Raw genomic sequence first — 21,322 nt, 5'->3', positions numbered from 1 at the left:
AAAGTGCGAGTTCATTTTGTTATTCATGAGTCTTTTGAATCTGCTGGCGCGTATCTGCCGTGGGCCGAATCACGCGGCTATACCATCACCTGGTCGCACGTTTACGCCGGAGAAACGGTTCCCGCCAACGCCGATGGCTTCGATATGCTGGTGGTATTTGGCGGTCCGCAGTCACCCCGGACCACGCTTGCAGAGTGTCCATACTTTGACGCTCAGGCCGAGCAGCATCTGATCAACCAGGCGATTGCGGCACGTAAAATCGTGGTGGGGATCTGTTTGGGGTCGCAGTTAATCGGCGAAGCGCTGGGCGCGAAAGTATGCCAGAGCCCGGAAAAAGAGATTGGTCACTACCCGATCGCCCTGACCGAAGCAGGCCAACAGCATCCGTTGTTCAGCCATTTTGGTTCACCGCTTACCGTCGGTCACTGGCACAACGATATGCCGGGATTAACCGACCAGGCGACAATTCTCGCCACAAGCGTTGGCTGCCCGCGACAAATCGTACAATACGGTAATTTCGTCTATGGTTTTCAGTGTCATATGGAATTTACCGCCGAAGCGGTCGAAGGATTAATTCAGCACTCAGAGCAGGAGCTGGCCGAAGCCAAAGGGAAGCGTTTCATCCGCTCTGCTGAAGAGATGCGCGCATGGGATTACCAACAGATGAATGAGAAGCTGTGGCAATTCCTTGATAAGCTTGTGGAAAAACGTAACGATGGATCATCTCAGGCTGGATAAAACACGCAACAGCTTATCCAGCCATCGTGCCAGGCGGTTGCCTGATGGCGCTACGCTTATCAGGCCTACCAGTTAAATCCCCAACCCCTGGTTGAAGTGCTCTTCACCAAAGACACTGGTCGAAAGATAGCGATCGCCGCGATCGCAGATGATCGCCACCACCACAGCTCCCGGCGTCGCACGCGCCACGCGTAGCGCACCGGCCACCGCGCCGCCAGAGCTGACACCGCAGAAAATGCCTTCGCGAACGGCCAGTTCACGCATGGTGTTTTCCGCATCGTTCTGATGAATATCCAGCACTTCATCCACCAGCGAGGCGTTAAAAATGCCCGGCATATACTCCGCTGGCCAGCGGCGGATTCCCGGAATACTGCTGCCCTCTTCCGGCTGCAGACCCACGATAGTAACCGGTTTTTCCTGCTCGCGCAGAAAACGCGACACACCGGTTATGGTGCCGGTGGTCCCCATGCTGGAGACGAAATGAGTGATACGTCCTGACGTCTGCTGCCAGATTTCGGGGCCGGTCGTGGTGTAATGCGCATACGGGTTATCAGGATTATTAAACTGATCGAGCAGTTTACCTTCGCCACGCTGCGCCATCTCAAGGGCTAAATCGCGCGCTCCTTCCATCCCCTGCTCTTTGGTCACCAGAACCAGTTCAGCGCCGTAGGCTCGCATCGCCGCACGGCGCTCCTGACTCATGTTGTCTGGCATCAGAAGCTTCATACGATAGCCTTTCAGCGCGGCGATCATCGCCAGCGCAATGCCGGTGTTGCCGCTGGTGGCCTCAATTAGCACGTCGCCAGGCTTAATTTCTCCACGCTTTTCCGCTTCGACGATCATCGACAACGCGGCGCGGTCTTTCACCGAACCCGCGGGATTATTGCCTTCCAGCTTGACCCAAATTTCACTACCGTTATCCGGCGTCAGACGTTGTAATTTCACCAGAGGCGTATTGCCAATTGTTTGTTCTAATGTGTTCACGTTTTAAGCTCGTAAAAAAGCCCGGGGGCGCAGCGCTTACCGGGCGATAAACATACTTTTTAACCTATCAGGCACTTTGCGCCAGAGCAAGTTCCTCTTCACGCGTTTCAATGCGCTGGTCGCCGTTATACAGACGTGCATTTTGCAGCCCAACAAACAGGCGCTCGCCGCGACTCGGGGAATCATCCCCCTGCATGACCACCGTCAGTGGTTCGTTATACCACCCCAACGGTTGCACAACTAATTGGGTGTAGTGACCTTTCGGACTGGCTTCCAGCACCTGAACCGGCAGCGGTGAATCAAGACTGGTACGGCGGCTGACGTCCACTTCCCACGGACGCAGGAACAGATCCACCGGTCCCTGATAGCCTGGCGTATAGCCCAGCGGCCAGCGGTGTGCGCCGACGTGGAATTGTCCACCGCGAATCGTCCCCTGCAGGCGGTTAACCTCGCCCATAAACTCGAGCACAAAACGGGTAGCCGGTTCGCGCCATACCAGATCGGGCGCATCAGCCTGTTCGATATGGCCCTGGCTCATCACCACCACGCGGTCTGCAACTTCTGTCGCTTCCTCCTGATCGTGAGTAACAAACACGCTGGTGAACTTCAGCTCTTCATGCAACTGACGCAGCCAGCGACGCAGCTCTTTACGTACCTGAGCATCGAGCGCGCCAAACGGCTCGTCGAGCAGCAGGATCTGCGGCTCTACCGCCAGCGCACGCGCCAACGCCACACGCTGTTTTTGCCCGCCGGAAAGCTGCGCCGGGAAACGGTCAGCCAGATGAGCCAATTGAACCATCTCCAGCAGTTGGGTAACTTTTGCTTTGATAGCCGCCGCATTCGGACGCTCACGCCGTGGCAGAACCGTCAGGCCAAAAGCGATGTTGTCGAAAACGCTCATATGGCGAAACAGCGCATAATGCTGGAACACGAATCCCACCTTACGGTCGCGGGCATGCAGACGACTGACGTCAGTACCGTGAAAACGGATATGCCCGCTGGACTGATGCTCCAGCCCGGCAATGATGCGTAGCAGCGTGGTTTTACCCGAGCCGGATGGCCCCAGAAGCGCGACCATCTGACCCGAAGGAATATCCAGCGAGATATCGTTCAGCACCTGGGTGCGACCAAAAGACTTCTTAATATTGGCAATCTCAATGCTCATGATTTTCCTCCTGCTGCGCGCGTTTCTCCTGGTTTTCCAGGCGCCATTGCAACATGCTCTTCAAAAACAGGGTAATAATCGCCATCAGCGTTAATAACGCCGCAGCGGTAAAAGAGCCGACGGTGTTGTAGTCCTGCTCCAGTAATTCAATCTGTAGCGGCAGGGACAAGGTTTCGCCGCGAATCGAGCCGGAAACCACCGATACCGCACCAAACTCACCAATCGCACGGGCGTTGGTCAGCACCACGCCGTACAGCAACGCCCAACGAATATTCGGCAACGTCACGCGGCGGAACATCTGCCAACCGGACGCGCCAAGCAGAACCGCCGCTTCGTCTTCATTGCTGCCCTGGCTTAACATCACCGGCACCAATTCACGCACCACAAACGGACAGGTGACGAATACTGTGACCAGCACCATTCCCGGCCAGGCAAACATAATTTGCAGATTGTGTTCATCCAGCCATCCCCCCAGCGGACCGTTAGAGCCGTAAAACAGCAGATATACCAGGCCGGCGACCACTGGTGAGACGGCAAACGGAATATCCAGTAAGGTCAGCAATAGCTGGCGTCCAGGGAAGTTAAAACGGGTCACCAGCCACGCCAGCAACACGCCAAACACCAGGTTCACTGGTACAGCAATCAGCGCAATCAGCACCGTCAGCCAGATAGCGTGCAGCATGTCCGGGTCGGCCAGGTTCTGTAATACCGGCATTAATCCCTTGCTGAACGCCTGCACGAAGATGTAAATCATCGGCACCAGCAAAATAAATGCTGACACCAGCATGCCAGTCCCGATCAGAAACCATTTCCCCCAGTTGATGCGGGGTGCGCCATAGTGTTTCAATTGAGTAATGTCTGCCATCAGTGACCTACCACGCGTCGACCAAAGCGACTTTGCAGGGTGTTAATCGAAAACAGCAGCAGCAATGACGCCCCGAGGATCACAGAGGCAATCGCGCTGGCGGCCGGGTAGTCAAACTCCTGTAGCCGAACAAAAATCATCAGCGAGGTCACTTCCGTTTTCCATGCGATGTTCCCAGCGATAAAGATAACCGCGCCAAACTCACCGAGGCTGCGGGTAAACGAAAGCGCAACGCCCGCCACCAGCGCAGGAGACAGCTCCGGCAGCACCACTTTACGAAAGCTCTGCCAGCGCGTGGCACCGAGCGTTTCTGCGGCTTCTTCATATTCCGGGCCTAACTCTTCCAGCACAGGCTGCACGGTTCGCACCACAAACGGAATGCTGGTAAACGCCATCGCCACCGCGATACCGAGCCAGGTGTAGGTCACCTTGATATCAAACTTCGCCAGCCACTCACCGTAGAAACCGTTGACCGAAAACAACGACGCCAGCGTCAGACCTGCTACCGCCGTTGGCAACGCAAACGGCAGATCCATCAACGCATCCAGCAGCGTACGGCCCGGAAAGCGATAGCGGGTCAAGATCCACGCCATCAGCAAGCCAAACACGCCGTTGAAAATCGATGCCACAAATGCCGACAGCAGCGTCACTTTATAAGCCGCTACCACCTGCGGGTTGGTAATTACATCCCAGTATTGTGCCCAGCTCATTTGCGCCAATTGCATCAACAGCGCGCTAAGCGGCAGCAGCAATATCAGGCAGACAAAAAGTAAGCTGGTGCCCAGGCTTAAGGTGAAGCCAGGCAGCACGCGTCGGGAAGAAACAGCAAACATTTACTTACGCCCCGCCGCCAACAGTTTGTCCAGTTCACCGCCGCTGACAAAGTGCGTTTTCATGACCTCAGGCCATGAACCAAACTTGTCTTCCACGCGGAAAAGTTCGGTCTGCGGGAATTTATCTTGCTGTTTGTCCATCACCTGCGGGTTATTCACGCGGTAATAGAAATCGGTAATGATGGTTTGCGCCTGTGGGCTGTACAACCAGTTCAGGTACGCTTTCGCCGCTTTTTCAGTCCCGTTGGCCTGCACGTTTTTATCTACCCAGGCTACCGGAAATTCGGCGAGGATATTGGTTTTCGGGATAACAACTTCGAAACCCTGCGCTTCATACTGTTTACGAATGTTGTTCACTTCGGATTCGAAGCTAATCAGTACATCGCCCAATCCGCGCTCTGCAAAAGTGGTGGTAGCTCCGCGACCACCGGTATCAAACACTTCGACGTTTTTCAGAAACTGGGTCATGAACTGTTCGGTTTTGGCTTTATCGCCACCGTCCGCTTTATCCGCAGCGCCCCACGCCGCAAGATAGGTATAGCGCGCGTTACCGGAGGTTTTGGGGTTCGGGAAAATCAGTTTCACATCAGAACGCACAAGGTCATTCCAGTCATGAATGTTTTTCGGGTTCCCCTTACGCACCAGGAAACCCATGGTGGAATAGAACGGCGAGCTGTTATTCGGCAGACGACTTTGCCAGTCGGCGGGGATCAGTTTGCCTTTGTCATGCAGGATCTGCACATCGGTGACCTGGTTATAGGTCACCACATCGGCTTTCAGCCCTTGCAGAATCGCCAACGCTTGTTTTGATGACCCGGCATGTGATTGTTTAATCGTCAGTTTATCACCGCCATTATCCTTCGCCCATTGCTGTTCAAACGATGGATTAAGGGCGGCAAAAAGCTCACGTGAAACATCATATGAACTGTTCAGCAGTTCCGTTGCCTGCGCCTGACCCACCAGCAATAGCATTGCAGCCAGCGTCAGGGTTCTTTTTTTCAGTAAGTTAACGGCCATTGCGCACCCTTATAAATTTAATGACTTTCTATTTGCCATCATATTTATAACCAGCGCTAAAGGAGTAACGGTTTTATATACCGTTTGATGATTTGAAAGTTGAAAAGAGAATAAGAGGTACCTCCTCCCCTGCACATGGGGAGGAGACCGGCATCAATCAGACGCCGACGCTAACGCTTTCAGGCAGGGTGCTGCCGCCATCAATCACGTTTTGCGTGCCAGTTAAGTAACTGGACTCATCCGACGCCAGGAACGCCGCCAGTTCACCGACTTCGAGCGGGCAGGCCAAACGGCGCATCGGGATCGCTTTCGCCATTTCGACTAATACGGATTCAGGATCTTCCGGGTTAGATTGACGCGCGATATTCTCTGCCATCGGCGTACGAACGTAGCCCGGGCAAATAGCATTAACGCGAATGCCGGACTGCGCGTATTCCACCGCCAGGGATTTGGTCAAACCGATGATCGCGGCTTTCGACAGCGCATAGGCCGTCTCACCCGGATCGGCAACCATATCGCCAGTCACTGATGACATCATTACGATACGCCCATCTTTGCGCGCAATCATCTCCGGCAGAACGGCTTTCGTCACGTTCCAGACACCTTTAATGTTGATATCAATGTGGAAATCGCGATCTTCATCGCTCATATCAAGGAAGTTGCCGAGGCGACAAACCCCCGCATTGTTGACCAGAATATCGATTTTGCCTTCAATTTTCTTCGCGCGTTTCACCGCGGCGGTAACAGAAGCAAAATCTCTGACGTCAGCGTGAACCGCCGTACAACGGTGGCCGCGTCCAGCCAGTTCATCCGCCAGTTTTTCAATCTCATCGGAGATATCCAGCAGGATTAAGTTCGCGCCATGGCGGGCAAACGTTCTGGCAATCCCTTCGCCAATACCCTGAGATGCGCCCGTAATCAATGCTGTTTTGCCCGTGAGTTTTCCCATTTCAATATTCTCCTTTTGAATATGAAGCCTTCGCTTCATTCACGCAGAAGATACAGCAATAACAAATTAGTGCTGAGGAATAGCTCACTAAATCAGGTTAATCTCAGGTAAAAAAATCCCCGACGGTGCGGGGACTCAACAACATTCACGATCTGAACAGATGAACAGAGGACCTACAGCCTTTTTTCCAGCAAATGTGCTCTCATCAACTCAGATGCCATCTGTGCATCCCCTTTTTTGATATGAAGCAGTATTTCTCTCTGTTTTGTCGCCGTATCAAGAAAATACTGACGATCGTTAGCAGGTAGCGACTCCCTGGTTTTCTCGAAATAAGTAATCAAAACATCAGAGAAAACCTGAAGCACCCGGTTACCACTCGCCTGTAGCAACAGTAAATGAAAATCCCTGTCGTGACGATCGGCCACCAGCGGGTTATCAGCATTTTCTTCAATGAGCCTTAACTCACTCTCCAGTTTAGAGAGCATTGCCGGGAAAATTCTGCGCGTTGCCAGAGGGATAATCGCACACTCAATCAGGATCCTTGCCTCTGTAAATTCTGTGATATCAAACCCGGACAAATCAAACTGCATTAGCAACTGGTTATTTATGTTGTGCTGTTCCAAATTTTTCAAGACGCTGCCACGACGGGGAGAGCGTTCAAGCATTCCCATCTGAACCAGTGTGCTGAGCGCCTGACGAACTTTATATCTTGATGTATTAAAACGAACAGCAAGTTCAGTCTCAGTTTCAATGCGACCATCTGCATCACGGTTAGCATCATCAAGCAGATAATTTTTAATACTTTCAAATAGTTCGTTTTTGTTATCCATAAACACTCTCTGATTAAAGAGCAACAAAACTCATGAGTATAAATAATCTAATAAGTTAGATTGCTTAATATACTGTTATGGTAAGATTATAGCCCCTATTATTCAAATTATATCAAGCTATTTGTTAATAAAAAGGAATTAATTATGGTGTTATTCGTAACTCAGTTTGCGATAGTGCTTATATGTATCGGTATAGGTGGGCGTTTTGGCGGGATTGGCCTGGGGGCTGCAGGCGGGTTAGGACTCGCTATCCTGACTTTTGGTTTTGGACTCCCGCCCGACTCACCTCCTATAACTGTTATTTCTATTATCCTTGCTGTTATCACTTGTATCACAATTCTCCAGGCTGCTGGCGGGCTTGATTTATTCGTTACGATGGCTGAACGGATCCTCAGAAAGTGGCCGGGCGCTATCACTTTTCTCGGACCAGCAGTCGCTTACCTTTTCACTGCAATCTGCGGAACTGGATATGTTGCCTTTTCCGTTTATCCAGTAATTGCAGAAATTGCAGCAGATGCGAGGGTACGGCCAGAAAGAGCTATGTCGATGTCAGTCATCGCTGCCAATTTTGGGCTCATTGCCAGCCCAGTCAGTGCGGTCGTGACAGGGACAATTGCAGTTCTTGCTGGATTACATGTCTCTGCTTTAGATATCTTGTTAGTCACCATTCCCGGAACTTTCCTTGGCTGTCTTGTCGGCTGCCTGTTCGTCTTTAAAAGAGGTCACGAGCTTAGCAGCGATCCGGAATTCCAACGCAGAGTTGCTGAAGGTGAGTTCGAATCGATAAAAGCTGAAGAGCGAGCAGCCAGCATAGTGACTAAAGAGGCCAAGAGAGGATTACTGATTTTTCTTATCGGGATCATCCTGGTCGTGCTTATGGGTTCAATTCCTGAACTACGTCCTGAATGGAATAACGGCACAGGGATGGAGCGTATGAGTATCCCAACCACGCTGCAAATAGTTATGCTGACAACAGCATGTATTATTATGATGGTGTGTCGAATTTCTCCTTCAAAACTTGATTCAGGTTCTGTTTTCAAAGCCGGCCTTGTGGGTGTTGTCGCCATATTTGGTCTGTCATGGATGATGAACTCCTTTTTTGAAGCATGGCACGAATTATTTAACACGGCTTTCCACGATTTTCAGAATCCAGTATTGTTCGGCATTATTGTTTTTGGGCTTTCTGCCGTAATTTATAGCCCAGCGGCAACTGCTGTAGCATTACTCCCCGCAGGCGTGTTAATGGGATATCCGGCAGAAACTTTGGTCGCCCTGCTCCCACTAACCTGTGGATCATTCATTATTCCGGGGGGAGCACAGATTGGCTGTGTGGCGTTTGATCGTACTGGGACAACTCGAATTGGCAAGTATGTGGTTAATCACAGCTATATGCTACCCGGCCTTGTTACCGTTGTCGCATCAACGCTTTTTTGCTTCCTTTTTTCCAGTATGCTGATGTAGCGCGGTAGAGTAATTAAATAGAGCTAATACCTACTTGTTTTGGCATCCCCCTTGATTCAGTTCAGAGAGGATGCCATTACGTCCTTCTCAATATTACTACTGCCATTTCCCACAGAATGCGCTCTACAGGACAACCTGAGCAATTAAGTAGGCAAAAATTACCTGAGAGATAACCATCACAAAACCCGGACGAATGTAGCTATGATTGACAACAAAACGTCCAATCTTTGTCGTGCCTGTTCGGTCAAATGCAACGCAACCGATTTGATTGGCGCCCGGTATAATAAAATCACCACAGGTACAGGCAAAAATGGCGATAAGATACGGTGCTGGTATTCCCAGGGTAACACCTAGTGGCATGATGGCGGCAACCGTCGCCGCAGGGCTCATAATGACCAGAGAGAACAAGAACACAACCACACCAAAAAGCATCGGTGCGCCATTTACCATACCACCAAAGACCTTAATCAATTCTGGCTGATAAGCATCAAAAAACGTTGCCGTCATCCATGAAACGCCAAGTATTGCAACCACCCCCATTAAACCAGCACGGAATACTGAGCCACTGTTCAAGGTACTACTTGGTACTTTACTGACAATCATAATAAACAAAGCAGCTGTCAGCATAATCATTTGAATAACCATCGGGGTTGACAGTCTTTTTCCATCCCAGGAAGGGAGTAACCCGGTAAAAGAACCTAAAATTAGAACCAGCACCACCCCAATCGCAAAGATAACGACCCCTTTTTTTGCGCCCGCTGAAGCAACATATTCTTTTTTCTGCGCAGTATGCATGAACTCATATTCACCAGCGGCAACACGCCTCTGAAACTCAGGATCATCCTCCAGCTCTTTACCGCGTTTGTAAACTGAAAAGCTTGTAACAATGGCAGCCATAAAAAATGAAGGAAGAGCAATAGCCAGTATTTGTCCAAGGCTAATTCCAGCATATTCATGCAGAATAGCCAGCATCCCCGCTGTTGCTGCACTCATCGGGCTGGCGGCAACCGCGACACTAGCCGCTATAACTGTTGCTGATAACGCTCGCTCCGGGCGGACCTTAGCTTCAGCGGCAACCTCAGCGACGACCGGATACAAAGAGAATGCAACGTAAGTGGTCCCGCAGAATAACGTAAATATTGAAGTCAGTATTGGAGCAACAAAAGTAATAGCTTGTGGCTTTTTACGGAGTAATTTTTCAGCCACGCGCACAAGATAATCAAGTCCACCAGCAGCCTGTAATACACTGACTGCGCCAATAACACAAATAATAATTAACATTGCAGTAATAGATGGTGTGGAGGGCTTAAGTCCAAAACCCAGAACTAATATTGCAACACCAAGTCCGCCCCCAGCACCAAGTCCCATTCCGCCATAACGCCCGCCGATACCAATACAAGCGAGCACAATAAATAATTGTAAAAAAAACAAAGCATCCATTTTTTCACCTCAAAGCCCTCCCGGATATTGCATCCGGGAGATATTAATTATTATGCTTAGGATTAGTTCAGATATGATTTAGCAATTTCGATCTGTTTTTTAACGGCATCCGTTCCTGTTCCGCCATAAGACATCCTTGCTTTAATACAAGCTTCCAGAGATATATTCTCATAAATATCATTTTCAATTTTATTATCAAATGAATGAAATTCATCCATTGTAAGCTCTTCCAGCATTTTTCTATGTTTTATACAGTAATTAACAGCACTGCCGACAATATGGTGAGCTTCCCTGAAAGGAATTCCTTTACGAACCAGGTAATCAGCCATATCGGTCGCATTTGAGAAGCCTCTTGCCGCCGCGTTGCGAGTATTCTCAGAAAGAATAACCATTTTATCGAGCATCGGCGCCATAATTTTTAGACTGGTTTGCAAAGTATCCATGGAATCATAGACCTGCTCTTTATCCTCACTCATATCAGTATTATAGGCGAGAGGGATCCCTTTCATAATGGTCAGCATCGCCATTAAATTTCCGTACATACGACCGCCTTTACCGCGCATTTTTTCAGCCACATCAGGATTTTTCTTCTGGGGCATGATGCTGGAACCAGTACAGAAATCATCAGAAAGCTCAATAAATTTAAAGTCCTGACTTGAGAATAAAACCAATTCTTCTGACAAACGGGTAAGATGCATAAAGCACATAGCGGCTGCAGCAGTGAATTCAACCATATGGTCACGATCGCTGACAGAATCAATACTATTCTCAGTCGGCTTATCAAAGCCAAGCTGTTGAGCAGTGAAATCACGATCAATAGGGAAAGTCGTACCTGCAAGAGCTGCTGAACCTAAAGGACATTCTCCCATGCGTTGATAAAGGTCTTCAAAACGAGTCCAGTCACGACGTAACATCCAATAATATGCCATGATCCAGTGTGATAAAAGAATAGGCTGACCGGTCTGTAAATGAGTATAGCCCGGCATAATCGCATTAATATTATTTTCAGCTTTATTAATAATAATTTTTTGCAGATGAACAATATCCTGCTGAATCTCACGAATAGTTGATCTCATATGCATTTTAGAATCGACAGTCGTCTGGTCATTACGACTTCGACCTGTATGTAGTTTCCCACCTACAGGACCAATTATTTCGGTCATACGTCTTTCGATTGCCATATGAATATCTTCATCAACAGTGTCAAAAACGAACTGCCCTTCTTCAATTTCTTTACCTACTTGCCTTAACCCGCCAATAATCGCATTCGCTTCATCCTGTGCAATAATCCCCTGACGGCCCAACATAGTTGCGTGGACAATACTCCCTTGAATATCAAAAGGACAGAGGCGTTGTTCCAGCATAATTGTCGCGTTATATGATTCGACCAGCTTATTTGTAGGCATATCAAAACGCCCACCCCATAATTTTGTAGACATAAAACCTCCAATGCACTTTTGTTGCCAAATGGTTAAGAATAAATTCCGTTATTTTTCGCTCATTTTCAGATTACAAGACCATCATTTTAATTGTCAACAAATGAAGGCATTAAATCAATTTATGATGAAATTAATTACACTTATAAGACATTTTATTTTTATGAATAGAGTAAAAGAATCAGATCTTCGTCACATTTAAACCGTGATTTAATTCAGATATATTTAGATTTTTTAAAGTAACTATCCGGAACTTATTAATTCAAAAGGGCAGTGTTTAATATCGGTGCTTTAAACAACTAACTGACAGGTAAACAACACTGAACCTGGAATGGGATTTTTTACGATGAGCGTCAATGCGGATGCATCATCTGCATGGCAGACGTTGTGGGGTTCAACAGGTAACTATTTTGTGAAAGATGGCGGCGTAACCGCCATCAGGAATCAAAAATTACAGCGCCATCAGTCGATCCAGGGATGGAGCAAAGTAATAGCCGCCAGTCACCGGTTTGGTGAAACGCAGCATCGCGTCGCGCTTACCGTCTGTATCGCCAAACATGCTCAGCAACTGCTGCTCAATGTTGTGCAGACGGGCGCAGTAGGCGCAGAAATAGAGACCGTGCGTACCGCTGGCGGTGCCGTATGGCAGGCTCTGGCGCACAATTTTCAGCCCTTTACCGTCTTCTTTGAGATCGACGCGGCTCAGGTGAGAGGTAGCCGGGCGCTCGTCGCCGTCGATCTCTTCGTTGGCTTCCTTGGTACGGCCAATCATCATTTCCTGGTCGTGAATGCTCATGCGGTTAAGCTGCTTCAGGTTATGTTCCCAACGCTGCACAAACACATAGCTGCCGCCAGCATCCACGCCATCTTTAATCACTGCGACATCACGACGTGTTTCTTCGCCTGCCGGGTTTTCAGTGCCGTCAACAAAGCCGCTGAGATCGCGCTCCTCAACCCAACGGAAACCGTGGATCTCTTCTTTAACCTCAATGCAATCGCCAAATGCTTCCATTGCCGCCTGCGCGACAGAAAAATTTACGTCATGGCGCAAAGAGAGAATATGGATCAACACATCATATTGGGTCGCCGGCGCCAGACCTTTACCGTAAGGGATAAAGTCTTTTAACTCTTCTGCGCCAACGCCGCCACTCAGTGTACGCCAGGTGTTGTTGCCAAAAGCGACAACCGCGCCCAGATGCGCATCCGGGAACGTAGCTTCAAAGGTTGCCAGCTTATCGGCGAAGATTTTGCTGGCCGCACGCAGGACCTCAACGTCGCCTTTAACATTGGCTTCAATCCAAATCGCCGCACGGCAATGTTCTGGCAAAATGCCACTCTGAACCTGAGACATTGTTCCTCCTGAAAAAAAGATGCCACGACATCGTGGCATTGATTGGCGCTATTCTACCTGTTTTTTTAGTAAGCCGATTTGTTCAGACGCAAATTAACGCTGCCAGATAATTTTGCTTACTTTCCATGCTTTCAGCGTGTCGTCAGACGGCATTAAGCCTTCAGGCCCGCTCCACTCGCCGGAAAAGACATAGCTAATATGCTGACTTCCTTCAGCTTTACATTCAACGCCCGCGCTATCATCGCCGGTTGCTTTCTGACAATGACCAAAGGCTTTAGTGTAAAGCTCGCTAAACGGTGTACCGATTTTGACACCCGCAGAAGACGAAATATCGCTGTCTAATACATCAATACGGTTGATGGTTCCCTGGGTGCCATTGATAACCATCGCGAGCTTGTCATCTTTCATCGCTTCATAGAAACGCACCACATTCCCGTTATCGGTCTTCATTCCGCTGCGCAGACGGTATTCCCCGTCCAGCGCATCAGCAATGGATTTTTCATCCAGCGGTGTCGCGCCCGTTAACGCTCCGACGCCCTGCTCAGTGACCTGCGTTGAAGAACCAAACCAGTTCCACGGATTGGCGGCAGACCAGTTTACTGACGACAACGTTGAACACCCGGTCAGTAGTAGCGGCATCGCGCATAAAGTCAAACGCAGTGATTTCATTTCACTTCCTTCCTTATTTATCAACGTTGCTTGGAGTCCGCTTTCGCCAAAAAGTGCCGTTATTCTTTCTCGAGGGAAAAACAGGCGCGCAAACGTTGATTGGTTAACAGCCAGATCAGCGCGACAATATCCGCCACCAGCAGCGCCAGCCCGACGCCGTTGACCGGATCGCCTCCCAGCCACATCACCGGCTGCCAGCACAACAGCACCAGTTGAGCGAGGATCAGTAATCCGCGCAGCCAGCGCCATATCACAGGAAACGCAAAACGCCTGCCGCTGACTAAAAACGCCAGTACCGCCGGAACGCCGGGAAGTAACCCCAGCCAGAATGCATCATGATCGGGATAAAACAAATTCAGTAATGTATTGCCCTGCTCACGGGAAGAGCCAGCAATGACAAACAGTACCCAGGTGCGTGCCTGCAGCAGCAATACGCACCAGAAGAGAAAAGGCAGGCGCAGACGCCCATGGCTGTCATAGTCGGCCGGATGAAACTCAGTACTCTTCATCTTCGATCAAGCGCTTGCCCAGATTGAGTACATCCGCATGTTCATAGCCCAGACGTTCATACATGCCCTGCACGACATCATTATCGTCACGCACCATGATTTGAATCTTGGGGCAACCGCGGGCAATAAGCTTTTTCTCCAGTCGGTTAAGCAGCGCATTAGCGATGCCGCGACCGCGAAACTCAGGGTGCACGCCAAGATAATAAGCCGAACCGCGATGCCCGTCGTAGCCGCCCATCACCGTACCAACTACCTCGCCGTTCACTTCAGCGACCAGAAACAGGCTGACGTCATGATTGACCTTACGCTCAATGTCCATTTCCGGATCGTTCCATGGACGCAGCAAATCACAGCGCTCCCAGAGGGTGATCACCTCTTCGAAATCTTCCTGGCGAAAAACGCGTATTTCCATGGTATTGGTTACCTTTTCAGGACGTTAAAAAGCGATTATGGCGCGAACGGCTGATTTAGCCAATATCTGACGCGAAGCGGCGGAAAAAATGGCATAATACGGAATTGTCACGTATTGAAATGAAAAGTAAAACAATTCTTATCCCGATCCGTCGCAACGGACAACGCGATACGATATAACGTTTAGAACCTTTTTTTACAACTCAGGCCGTATGAGCACTTTTAAACCACTAAAAACACTCACATCGCGCCGCCAGGTGTTGAAAGCCGGGCTGGCCGCCCTGACGCTGTCAGGCATGTCGCAAGCCATCGCTAAAGAAGAGGCGCTTAAGACCAGCAATGGACACAGCAAACCGAAAGCGAAAAAAGCCGGCGCTAAGCGCGTAGTTGTCCTCGATCCGGGTCACGGCGGGATTGATACCGGCGCAATTGGTCGCAACGGTTCAAAGGAGAAGCACGTGGTACTGGCGATTGCCAAAAACGTGCGCTCGATTCTACGTAACCAGGGGATTGATGCGCGCCTGACCCGCTCCGGCGATACGTTTATTCCGCTGTACGATCGCGTCGAGATCGCCCACAAGCATGGTGCCGATCTGTTCATGTCGATCCACGCCGACGGTTTTACCAATCCGAGCGCCGCAGGTGCGTCGGTCTTTGCGCTGTCTAATCGCGGCGCCAGTAGCGCCATGGCGAAATATCTGTCCGACCGTGAAAACCGGGCCGATGAAGTGGCTGGAAAAAAGACCACCGATAAAGACCATTTGCTGCAGCAGGTATTGTTCGATCTGGTGCAAACCGACACCATTAAAAACAGCCTGACCTTAGGGTCGCATATTCTCAAGAAGATTAAGCCGGTACACCGGCTGCACAGTCGTAGCACTGAACAGGCCGCCTTCGTGGTGCTAAAATCCCCCTCAATTCCGTCGGTACTGGTCGAAACCTCGTTCATTACCAACCCGGAAGAAGAGCGACTGCTGGGCACAACGGCGTTTCGTCAAAAAATCGCTACCGCTATCGCCAATGGCATCATCAGCTATTTCCACTGGTTTGATAACCAGAAAGCACACTCGAAGAAACGTTAATCATGAAGCCCGATGCACAGCGCGTAAAACAGTTCCTGCTCAGCCTGCAGGATGATATTTGTCAGCAGTTATCTGCCGTAGATGGTGCCGGATTCGTTGAAGATAATTGGCAGCGCGAAGCGGGCGGCGGCGGGCGCAGCCGGGTACTGCGTAACGGCGGTATTTTTGAGCAAGCGGGCGTCAACTTCTCCCACGTCCATGGCGATGCAATGCCAGCATCGGCTACCGCCCATCGCCCGGAGCTTGCCGGTCGCAGCTTTGAGGCCATGGGCGTATCGCTGGTGGTGCATCCACAGAATCCTTACATTCCGACCAGCCATGCCAACGTACGGTTTTTTATCGCGGAAAAACCGGGCGCCGACCCGGTGTGGTGGTTTGGCGGCGGCTTTGACTTAACGCCCTACTACGGCTTTGATGAGGATGCAGTTCATTGGCACCGCACGGCGCGGGATCTGTGCCAGCCGTTCGGCGATGACGTTTATCCACGTTACAAGAAGTGGTGCGATGACTACTTCTTTCTCAAACATCGCAACGAACAGCGCGGCATTGGCGGACTTTTTTTCGATGATTTGAATACGCCGAATTTCGATCGCAGCTTCGCCTTTATGCAGGCTGTTGGAAAGGGTTATGCCGAGGCGTATTTGCCCATCGTCGAGCGCCGCAAAGCAATGAGCTGGGGCGAGCGTGAACGCAATTTTCAGCTTTATCGTCGCGGACGCTATGTGGAATTTAACCTGGTGTGGGATCGCGGCACATTGTTCGGTCTGCAGACCGGCGGGCGGACGGAATCCATTCTAATGTCGATGCCGCCGCTGGTGCGTTGGGAATATGACTACCATCCGGAAGCGAACAGCCCGGAAGCCGCCCTTAGCGAGTTTATTCAGGTGCGTGACTGGGTGTAATGGCCTGATGGCGCCAGGCTTCTCAGGCCAACAACAGCGCCGCCTCCCAGACCGGATAAGACGCAAGGCATCCGGCATAATAATTTCATCACGCCCACTGGCGCATACGCTGATGCAGCGTCAGCGACGGTTTCTCCGCAAACAGTTGCTGGTAGTCGGTGGCGAACTGCCCTAAATGCCAGAATCCCCACTGCATGGCGGCGTCTTTCACCGTGGTACTTTGTGACCACGGGCTTATCAGCTCGCGACGCACGGCGTTCAGGCGAATGCGTTTTAACCAGGCATTCGGCCCAATACCGAGGATTGCGTGAAAGGCGTTTTGCAACGTCCGGCGACTGACGTGCAGCTGGTTACACAGGTCGAGCACGGTCAGCGGTTCCGACATATTTTCCAGCACGTATTCGCGCGCCCGCGACAGCAGGCGGCGATAGCTCTGATGGCTGATGCTCTCCGCCGTGATTATCGGTTGCGCTTCTTCCAGCATCGTGCCCATTGCCAGCAGCAGGTTATCGCCCAACACTTTACGCACCGCAGGCTGATGGAGATTCGCCGGATTTTCGCTGAACGTTGCCAGCGCCTGCTGTACAAAGCCCCAAAGCGCGGCTTTGTGTTGTTCTTTCACCTCCAGTGCCGACTGGTTGCGCAGCATATGCAGCACCCTTTCCGGGTTATGAAGGAAGTTAGCCTGACGGGCAATCGCCTCTTCTGAAATGACGACACCCAAAATGGTGTAATCATCCGGCGTACTCAGTTCAAACTCTGTCCCACCTGGACGAGTAGCGATTTCAGCACTGCCCAGACACTGGGTGCCGATAAATCCCTGTTCGCCGCGAGTGGCCGGAATACCAAACCAGAATGAGTTCGGCCAGACAAGACACGACTGACGCAGCGCCAGACCGGTGTATTCACGGAACACCTGAATATCGTCGAGCAGGATTTCCGTGAACTCGCCATGAAATTTTCCCGGATGCAATTGGTCGTAGATCTGCTGCCAGGCGGTAATCGTCAGCGCATGCTCATACACATCCGTTGTTCGCCGCTGGTGAACGTTGTCCACCTCCACTTTCGGCGTAAGTTTAACGTCTTCGGGTAATGCTTCATGATAAAGATGGTGCAGGTTAGCAGTACGGGTCTTTTTCATGATCTTTTAAGCCGGAAGCTTCAACGAAGCCCCCGGCCCTCCGACAGGTTAATTTTTTAAGCGATAGCGACTACTGCGTTTACGCAACGCTCCGTCAGAAAAGAGCTGTTCAAGCGCCTTTCTGGCTTCATCAAGTGACCAGCCAAAGTGCGCAGCCACTTCCCCTGCCGTCATTCCTTGACGGACCGATGCCAACAGCGTCAGAAGCTGTGCAGAGGATTCAGAAGCCACCGGGGCACCCTGCGTCTTCTCTGCTTTTACATCTGCTTTCACTTCTGACTTCTGTTCTGGTTTCTTCGGCTGGCGCGTAAAACCGCCGATCAGCCACTGGGTGTCATCTTCTGGCCGCCCTATCTCCTTGCGACTGACAACACGACCTGTACGCGCTGCGGCTGCGCTTCCGGCGTCCAGCGCTGCACGACACGCAGCCAGATCGCCTTCCACAACCAGAGTCAGCCTGCCAGGATCCAGCACCTGGTGACTGAGCAGACGCACGTTCGCGGCTTTCAGCATGGCATCCGCCGCGTCTACGGCAGCCACCATGCCATCCACTTCCAGTAATCCCAGTGCATTGATCATTGCAACCTCTCTTACGCGCGCTGAACAGGATTACGAGCAATATCCAGAACAGCATCAGCAAAAGCGTTACAGGCAGCTTTACAGGCGGCCTGGCTACCGGTTAAAAACGCCGCTGAGTAGTTGGTTTCTGACGGTGGCGGCACATAGGTGACAATCTGTACATCGGCAGATTTGAGCGCCGCATCAATACCAAATGTTGCTTCCAGCGGCGGTGCAACCAGATACGCCATCGGATCGCCAAGTCGGCATCCTGCGGTCGCCGAGAGATACGAACCGGTACGCGAAACCACGTGCGCGAGGAAAGCGGTATCTTCTGCGTCATTGGCCCACTGGAACGCCGCGCCACTTTCAATATTGGCGACCATCGCATCCAGACCGGCGCGAACTTCTGCCGGGTTAGGTCCACCGAGCATGATCAGCACTTCGCCCGAGGTTGGAGAGGGACTGTGCGCCGCACCGGCATACAGCGAGCGGCCATAAACCACTTCCACCATCGCCTGTTTTGTCGCTTCGTCTGCGGCAATATACGCCACGTCATCAGAATCTGCTGTGATGAGTCCGAGACTACGTATATGTGGCGGTAATTTAAGTTCACGGGCAAAACCGTCATTTACCGAGGCAATCACGCGCATTGCGGTGACTGAAGGTCTAATCAAATCTAATGCGGGCATGATGCCTCCTTAACGGGTCATATTGATGCCGGACGCTTTTTGCTCCAGCATGCGTTTGGCCAAATCTACAATCACCGCCGCAGCTTCAACCGGTGGCGTACCGCCCTGGTGAATATTCGAGATACAGGTACGGTCGGCTTCAACGGTCGTCGCCACGCGCGGCGAATAGACGGCATAGCAAGAAAGACTTTCCGACTGGCCGAGGCCCGGACGTTCACCTACCAGCAGGATCACCGCTTTCGCGCCGAGCAGTTCGCCGATCTGATCTTCTATTTTCACGCGACCATAGCGAACGAAGAACGGGGTTCCGACCTTCAGTCCGGCCTGTTTTAAGCCTGACAACAGCGGTGGGAGAATCTCTTCGTAATTGGCGGTGATGGCGTCAGTAGACAGGCCATCAGAAATAATCACCTGCACATCCGGATTCATTACACACTGTGATTTCAGTGCTTCAATGGCTTCCGCACTCAGACGACGTCCCATGTCCGGGCGCGTCAGATACAGGTTTTTGTCGCTGATTTCCGAGCGCACTTCCAGTAGTCCCTGGGCTTTTACCCACTCTTCCGGCACTTCTTTCAATACCGTATCTTTCGAACGCGAGTGGTCAGCCAGGAAGCGCAGCAGCGCCTGGGTACGCGGACGAGGACCGGCGCGCCCGGTACATACACGCGCAGCGGTGCTACGGCGCAGTTCGGTCAATACCTCTGCCCGATGCGGATTCTCAACGCCAATCCACGCTTTCGCTTCGGCTGAGCCTAAGTCCATCGCACAGCTTTCACCGGTCGGCGCGGCGCACTGCGTAGTGCTGCATTTCACTTCCGCTGATGGCGCTTGAACCTGCGGCTCCCCCATTGACGCCATTACACTGCGTACAATTTCTTCAATCTGTTTTTGATCCATCGTGTGTCATCCCCGCGTTATCAGAAGAACAGTGACGGATCGCCCGCCCGTTTGGTCAGGCGACCGTTTGCCATAATGCCCATGGTTTCCAGCCAGCGTTCAAACTCCGGCGACGGGCGCAGGTTCAGCAACTGGCGCACGGTCGCAGTGTCGTGGAACGCGGTGGTCTGGTAGTTGAGCATGATGTCGTCACCGAGCGGCATGCCCATGATGTAGTTGCAGCCAGCGGTGGCGAGCAGAATCATCAGGTTTTCGTTGAGGTTCTGGTCAGCATCCGCGTGGTTGGTGTAGCAGCAGTCACAGCCCATTGAGATGCCGCTCAGCTTGCCCATAAAGTGATCTTCCAGACCCGCGCGAATAATCTGGCGGTCGTTGTAGAGATACTCCGGCCCGATAAAGCCCACCACGGTGTTCACGAGGAACGGATCGTAGTGACGCGCCAGCCCGTAGTTACGCGCTTCCATCGTCACCTGATCGGCGCCGAAGTTAGCGCCCGCAGAGAGCGCGGAGCCTTGTCCTGTTTCGAAGTACAGGCAGTTTTCCCCGGCTATGCGGTTAAATTCCGCGCCCACTGCACGCGCCTCATCCAGCATCGCCAGCTCAACGCCAAATTCTTTTAAGCCTTTCTCACTGCCGCAGATACTCTGGAAAATCAACCCGCCCGGCGCGCCACGACGAATCGCTTCGATCTGGGTGGTAACGTGTGCCAGTACGCAGCCCTGAGTTGGAATATTAAACTTGTCGATAACGCCATACACGGTATCGAGCACACGGCTTAAGTTTTCCACGTCATCCGTTACCGGGTTGACGCCAATTACCGCATCGCCCGCACCAAAGGACAGCCCTTCGTAGATTTGTGCGGCAATACTCTGCACATCATCACGGGTGTCGTTAGGCTGTAAACGGCAACTGAAGGTGCCCGGCAGACCGATGGTAGTGTTGGCTTTTTTGATCACCGGCATTTTCTTTCCGCCGTAGATCAGGTCAGCGTTAGAGCAGATTTTTGCTACCGCGGCGACCACTTCCGACGTTAACCCTTTGCGCGTAAACGCAATGTCATCCACGGAGGTTTCATCGCTCAGCACATACTCGCGCAGCTCGCTGATACTCCAGTTCTTGATGCGGTTATAGGCCGTTTCGTTGACGTCATCCTGAATAAGACGCGTCACGCAGTCCTCTTCATAGGAAATCACCGGGTTGTTGCGAATATCCGCTACCGTCATTTCCGACAGCACCTGCTTGGCCGCCACGCGCTCTTGCGAACTGGTTGCTGCCACACCTGCCAGCACATCCCCCGAACGCAGTTCGTTGGCTTTTGCCAGCACCTCTTTAACATCCTTAAACTGATAAACATTGCCGAACAATGTGGTCTTTAGTTTCATAAGTCGT

Annotated in this window: 22 protein-coding genes; 4 read left to right on the top strand and 18 right to left on the bottom strand. The window is 51.4% G+C overall.

From position 1 onward, the window contains the following. Positions 1–3: 3 nt before the first annotated feature. Positions 4–738 carry a type 1 glutamine amidotransferase gene (locus On2M_RS05950; protein ID WP_210904498.1) on the top strand — a complete coding sequence of 245 codons (735 nt, stop codon included), beginning with the start codon at positions 4–6 and terminating at the stop codon, positions 736–738. A gap of 72 nt (positions 739–810) precedes the next feature. On the opposite strand, the gene cysM is transcribed toward On2M_RS05950, so the two are convergent. From cysM to On2M_RS05915, 7 genes are all read right to left on the bottom strand, one after another. Continuing rightward, positions 811–1,722 (bottom strand): cysteine synthase CysM, encoded by a 912-nt coding sequence (gene cysM, locus On2M_RS05945; RefSeq protein ID WP_210904497.1) that lies wholly within the window; start codon positions 1,720–1,722, stop codon positions 811–813. A 67-nt stretch (positions 1,723–1,789) separates the two neighbouring features. Next, positions 1,790–2,887, bottom strand: a complete 1,098-nt coding sequence (gene cysA / locus On2M_RS05940; protein WP_151217610.1) for a sulfate/thiosulfate ABC transporter ATP-binding protein CysA — start codon at positions 2,885–2,887, stop codon at positions 1,790–1,792. After that, the gene (cysW, locus tag On2M_RS05935; RefSeq protein ID WP_086550289.1) at positions 2,877–3,752 is read right to left on the bottom strand and encodes a sulfate/thiosulfate ABC transporter permease CysW; all 876 of its coding nucleotides are present in this window, start codon (positions 3,750–3,752) and stop codon (positions 2,877–2,879) included. The genes cysA and cysW overlap by 11 nt, the downstream gene beginning before the upstream one ends. Next, entirely contained in the window at positions 3,752–4,585 is an 834-nt protein-coding gene (cysT, locus tag On2M_RS05930) for a sulfate/thiosulfate ABC transporter permease CysT (RefSeq protein WP_210904496.1), read from the bottom strand. Before cysT ends, cysW begins: the two co-directional genes overlap by 1 nt. Next, positions 4,586–5,602, bottom strand: a complete 1,017-nt coding sequence (gene cysP, locus On2M_RS05925; protein ID WP_210904495.1) for a sulfate ABC transporter substrate-binding protein — start codon at positions 5,600–5,602, stop codon at positions 4,586–4,588. It abuts the gene before it with no gap. Positions 5,603–5,759: 157 nt separating this feature from the next. Then, positions 5,760–6,551, bottom strand: a complete 792-nt coding sequence (ucpA, locus tag On2M_RS05920; RefSeq protein ID WP_103771634.1) for an SDR family oxidoreductase UcpA — start codon at positions 6,549–6,551, stop codon at positions 5,760–5,762. 173 nt (positions 6,552–6,724) lie between these two features. After that, on the bottom strand, positions 6,725–7,381 hold the full coding sequence (locus On2M_RS05915) for an FCD domain-containing protein (protein WP_151217613.1): 657 nt from the start codon (positions 7,379–7,381) through the stop codon (positions 6,725–6,727). A gap of 144 nt (positions 7,382–7,525) precedes the next feature. Between On2M_RS05915 and On2M_RS05910 the strand changes: the two genes are divergently transcribed. Further along, positions 7,526–8,842 (top strand): anaerobic C4-dicarboxylate transporter family protein, encoded by a 1,317-nt coding sequence (locus On2M_RS05910; RefSeq protein WP_187253526.1) that lies wholly within the window; start codon positions 7,526–7,528, stop codon positions 8,840–8,842. 123 nt (positions 8,843–8,965) lie between these two features. On the opposite strand, the gene On2M_RS05905 is transcribed toward On2M_RS05910, so the two are convergent. The 6 genes from On2M_RS05905 to On2M_RS05880 form a co-directional block, all read right to left on the bottom strand. Next, complete coding sequence (locus On2M_RS05905) at positions 8,966–10,282, bottom strand: anaerobic C4-dicarboxylate transporter family protein (protein ID WP_187258625.1); 1,317 nt, start codon at positions 10,280–10,282, stop codon at positions 8,966–8,968. Positions 10,283–10,344: 62 nt separating this feature from the next. Beyond that, on the bottom strand, positions 10,345–11,721 hold the full coding sequence (gene argH / locus On2M_RS05900) for an argininosuccinate lyase (protein ID WP_187258624.1): 1,377 nt from the start codon (positions 11,719–11,721) through the stop codon (positions 10,345–10,347). 448 nt (positions 11,722–12,169) lie between these two features. Continuing rightward, on the bottom strand, positions 12,170–13,069 hold the full coding sequence (gene yfeX, locus On2M_RS05895) for a porphyrinogen peroxidase (protein ID WP_151217617.1): 900 nt from the start codon (positions 13,067–13,069) through the stop codon (positions 12,170–12,172). A gap of 93 nt (positions 13,070–13,162) precedes the next feature. Beyond that, a complete protein-coding gene (locus On2M_RS05890; RefSeq protein ID WP_151217619.1) occupies positions 13,163–13,738 on the bottom strand; it encodes an RpoE-regulated lipoprotein in 576 nt (191 codons plus the stop codon). 59 nt (positions 13,739–13,797) lie between these two features. Then, on the bottom strand, positions 13,798–14,247 hold the full coding sequence (locus On2M_RS05885) for a DUF2919 domain-containing protein (RefSeq protein ID WP_187258623.1): 450 nt from the start codon (positions 14,245–14,247) through the stop codon (positions 13,798–13,800). Continuing rightward, positions 14,234–14,659, bottom strand: a complete 426-nt coding sequence (locus tag On2M_RS05880) for a GNAT family acetyltransferase (protein ID WP_003038048.1) — start codon at positions 14,657–14,659, stop codon at positions 14,234–14,236. Before On2M_RS05880 ends, On2M_RS05885 begins: the two co-directional genes overlap by 14 nt. A gap of 211 nt (positions 14,660–14,870) precedes the next feature. Between On2M_RS05880 and amiA the strand changes: the two genes are divergently transcribed. Together amiA and hemF are read left to right on the top strand one after the other, a co-directional pair. Next, entirely contained in the window at positions 14,871–15,740 is an 870-nt protein-coding gene (gene amiA / locus On2M_RS05875; protein ID WP_005121924.1) for an N-acetylmuramoyl-L-alanine amidase AmiA, read from the top strand. A 2-nt stretch (positions 15,741–15,742) separates the two neighbouring features. Then, positions 15,743–16,642, top strand: a complete 900-nt coding sequence (gene hemF, locus On2M_RS05870) for an oxygen-dependent coproporphyrinogen oxidase (protein WP_187253531.1) — start codon at positions 15,743–15,745, stop codon at positions 16,640–16,642. Positions 16,643–16,730: 88 nt separating this feature from the next. Here hemF and eutR read toward each other — a convergent pair whose 3' ends face one another. The 5 genes from eutR to eutB are packed head-to-tail and all read right to left on the bottom strand — an operon-like array spanning position 16,731 to position 21,315. Next, entirely contained in the window at positions 16,731–17,783 is a 1,053-nt protein-coding gene (gene eutR / locus On2M_RS05865; protein ID WP_005121920.1) for an HTH-type transcriptional regulator EutR, read from the bottom strand. Between the two features lie 48 nt (positions 17,784–17,831). Further along, a complete protein-coding gene (eutK, locus tag On2M_RS05860) occupies positions 17,832–18,362 on the bottom strand; it encodes an ethanolamine utilization microcompartment protein EutK (RefSeq protein ID WP_151217621.1) in 531 nt (176 codons plus the stop codon). 11 nt (positions 18,363–18,373) lie between these two features. Continuing rightward, positions 18,374–19,033 carry an ethanolamine utilization microcompartment protein EutL gene (eutL, locus tag On2M_RS05855; protein ID WP_040233508.1) on the bottom strand — a complete coding sequence of 220 codons (660 nt, stop codon included), beginning with the start codon at positions 19,031–19,033 and terminating at the stop codon, positions 18,374–18,376. Positions 19,034–19,042: 9 nt separating this feature from the next. Further along, entirely contained in the window at positions 19,043–19,933 is an 891-nt protein-coding gene (gene eutC, locus On2M_RS05850; RefSeq protein ID WP_003038033.1) for an ethanolamine ammonia-lyase subunit EutC, read from the bottom strand. 20 nt (positions 19,934–19,953) lie between these two features. Next, the gene (gene eutB / locus On2M_RS05845; RefSeq protein WP_003038029.1) at positions 19,954–21,315 is read right to left on the bottom strand and encodes an ethanolamine ammonia-lyase subunit alpha; all 1,362 of its coding nucleotides are present in this window, start codon (positions 21,313–21,315) and stop codon (positions 19,954–19,956) included. Between the last annotated feature and the right edge of the window lie 7 nt (positions 21,316–21,322).

The sequence above is a fragment of the Citrobacter sp. On2M genome (assembly GCF_018035235.1).
GTDB classification, from domain to species: domain Bacteria; phylum Pseudomonadota; class Gammaproteobacteria; order Enterobacterales; family Enterobacteriaceae; genus Citrobacter; species Citrobacter meridianamericanus.
The sequence above is the reverse complement of the archived record's forward strand: the minus strand, read 5'-3'. Positions and strand labels throughout refer to the sequence as shown.

Bases quoted from the DNA above. Each gene is read 5' to 3' on its own strand.
- cysW (WP_086550289.1), bottom strand. From the start codon at position 3,752: ATGGCAGACATTACTCAATTGAAACACTATGGCGCACCCCGCATCAAC.
- argH (WP_187258624.1), bottom strand. From the start codon at position 11,721: ATGTCTACAAAATTATGGGGTGGGCGTTTTGATATGCCTACAAATAAG.
- On2M_RS05880 (WP_003038048.1), bottom strand. From the start codon at position 14,659: ATGGAAATACGCGTTTTTCGCCAGGAAGATTTCGAAGAGGTGATCACC.
- eutB (WP_003038029.1), bottom strand. From the start codon at position 21,315: ATGAAACTAAAGACCACATTGTTCGGCAATGTTTATCAGTTTAAGGAT.
- eutR (WP_005121920.1), bottom strand. From the start codon at position 17,783: ATGAAAAAGACCCGTACTGCTAACCTGCACCATCTTTATCATGAAGCA.
- On2M_RS05915 (WP_151217613.1), bottom strand. From the start codon at position 7,381: ATGGATAACAAAAACGAACTATTTGAAAGTATTAAAAATTATCTGCTT.
- amiA (WP_005121924.1), top strand. From the start codon at position 14,871: ATGAGCACTTTTAAACCACTAAAAACACTCACATCGCGCCGCCAGGTG.
- On2M_RS05910 (WP_187253526.1), top strand. From the start codon at position 7,526: ATGGTGTTATTCGTAACTCAGTTTGCGATAGTGCTTATATGTATCGGT.
- ucpA (WP_103771634.1), bottom strand. From the start codon at position 6,551: ATGGGAAAACTCACGGGCAAAACAGCATTGATTACGGGCGCATCTCAG.
- On2M_RS05890 (WP_151217619.1), bottom strand. From the start codon at position 13,738: ATGAAATCACTGCGTTTGACTTTATGCGCGATGCCGCTACTACTGACC.
- cysA (WP_151217610.1), bottom strand. From the start codon at position 2,887: ATGAGCATTGAGATTGCCAATATTAAGAAGTCTTTTGGTCGCACCCAG.
- cysP (WP_210904495.1), bottom strand. From the start codon at position 5,602: ATGGCCGTTAACTTACTGAAAAAAAGAACCCTGACGCTGGCTGCAATG.
- eutC (WP_003038033.1), bottom strand. From the start codon at position 19,933: ATGGATCAAAAACAGATTGAAGAAATTGTACGCAGTGTAATGGCGTCA.
- yfeX (WP_151217617.1), bottom strand. From the start codon at position 13,069: ATGTCTCAGGTTCAGAGTGGCATTTTGCCAGAACATTGCCGTGCGGCG.
- eutK (WP_151217621.1), bottom strand. From the start codon at position 18,362: ATGATCAATGCACTGGGATTACTGGAAGTGGATGGCATGGTGGCTGCC.
- On2M_RS05885 (WP_187258623.1), bottom strand. From the start codon at position 14,247: ATGAAGAGTACTGAGTTTCATCCGGCCGACTATGACAGCCATGGGCGT.
- hemF (WP_187253531.1), top strand. From the start codon at position 15,743: ATGAAGCCCGATGCACAGCGCGTAAAACAGTTCCTGCTCAGCCTGCAG.
- On2M_RS05905 (WP_187258625.1), bottom strand. From the start codon at position 10,282: ATGGATGCTTTGTTTTTTTTACAATTATTTATTGTGCTCGCTTGTATT.
- cysT (WP_210904496.1), bottom strand. From the start codon at position 4,585: ATGTTTGCTGTTTCTTCCCGACGCGTGCTGCCTGGCTTCACCTTAAGC.
- eutL (WP_040233508.1), bottom strand. From the start codon at position 19,033: ATGCCCGCATTAGATTTGATTAGACCTTCAGTCACCGCAATGCGCGTG.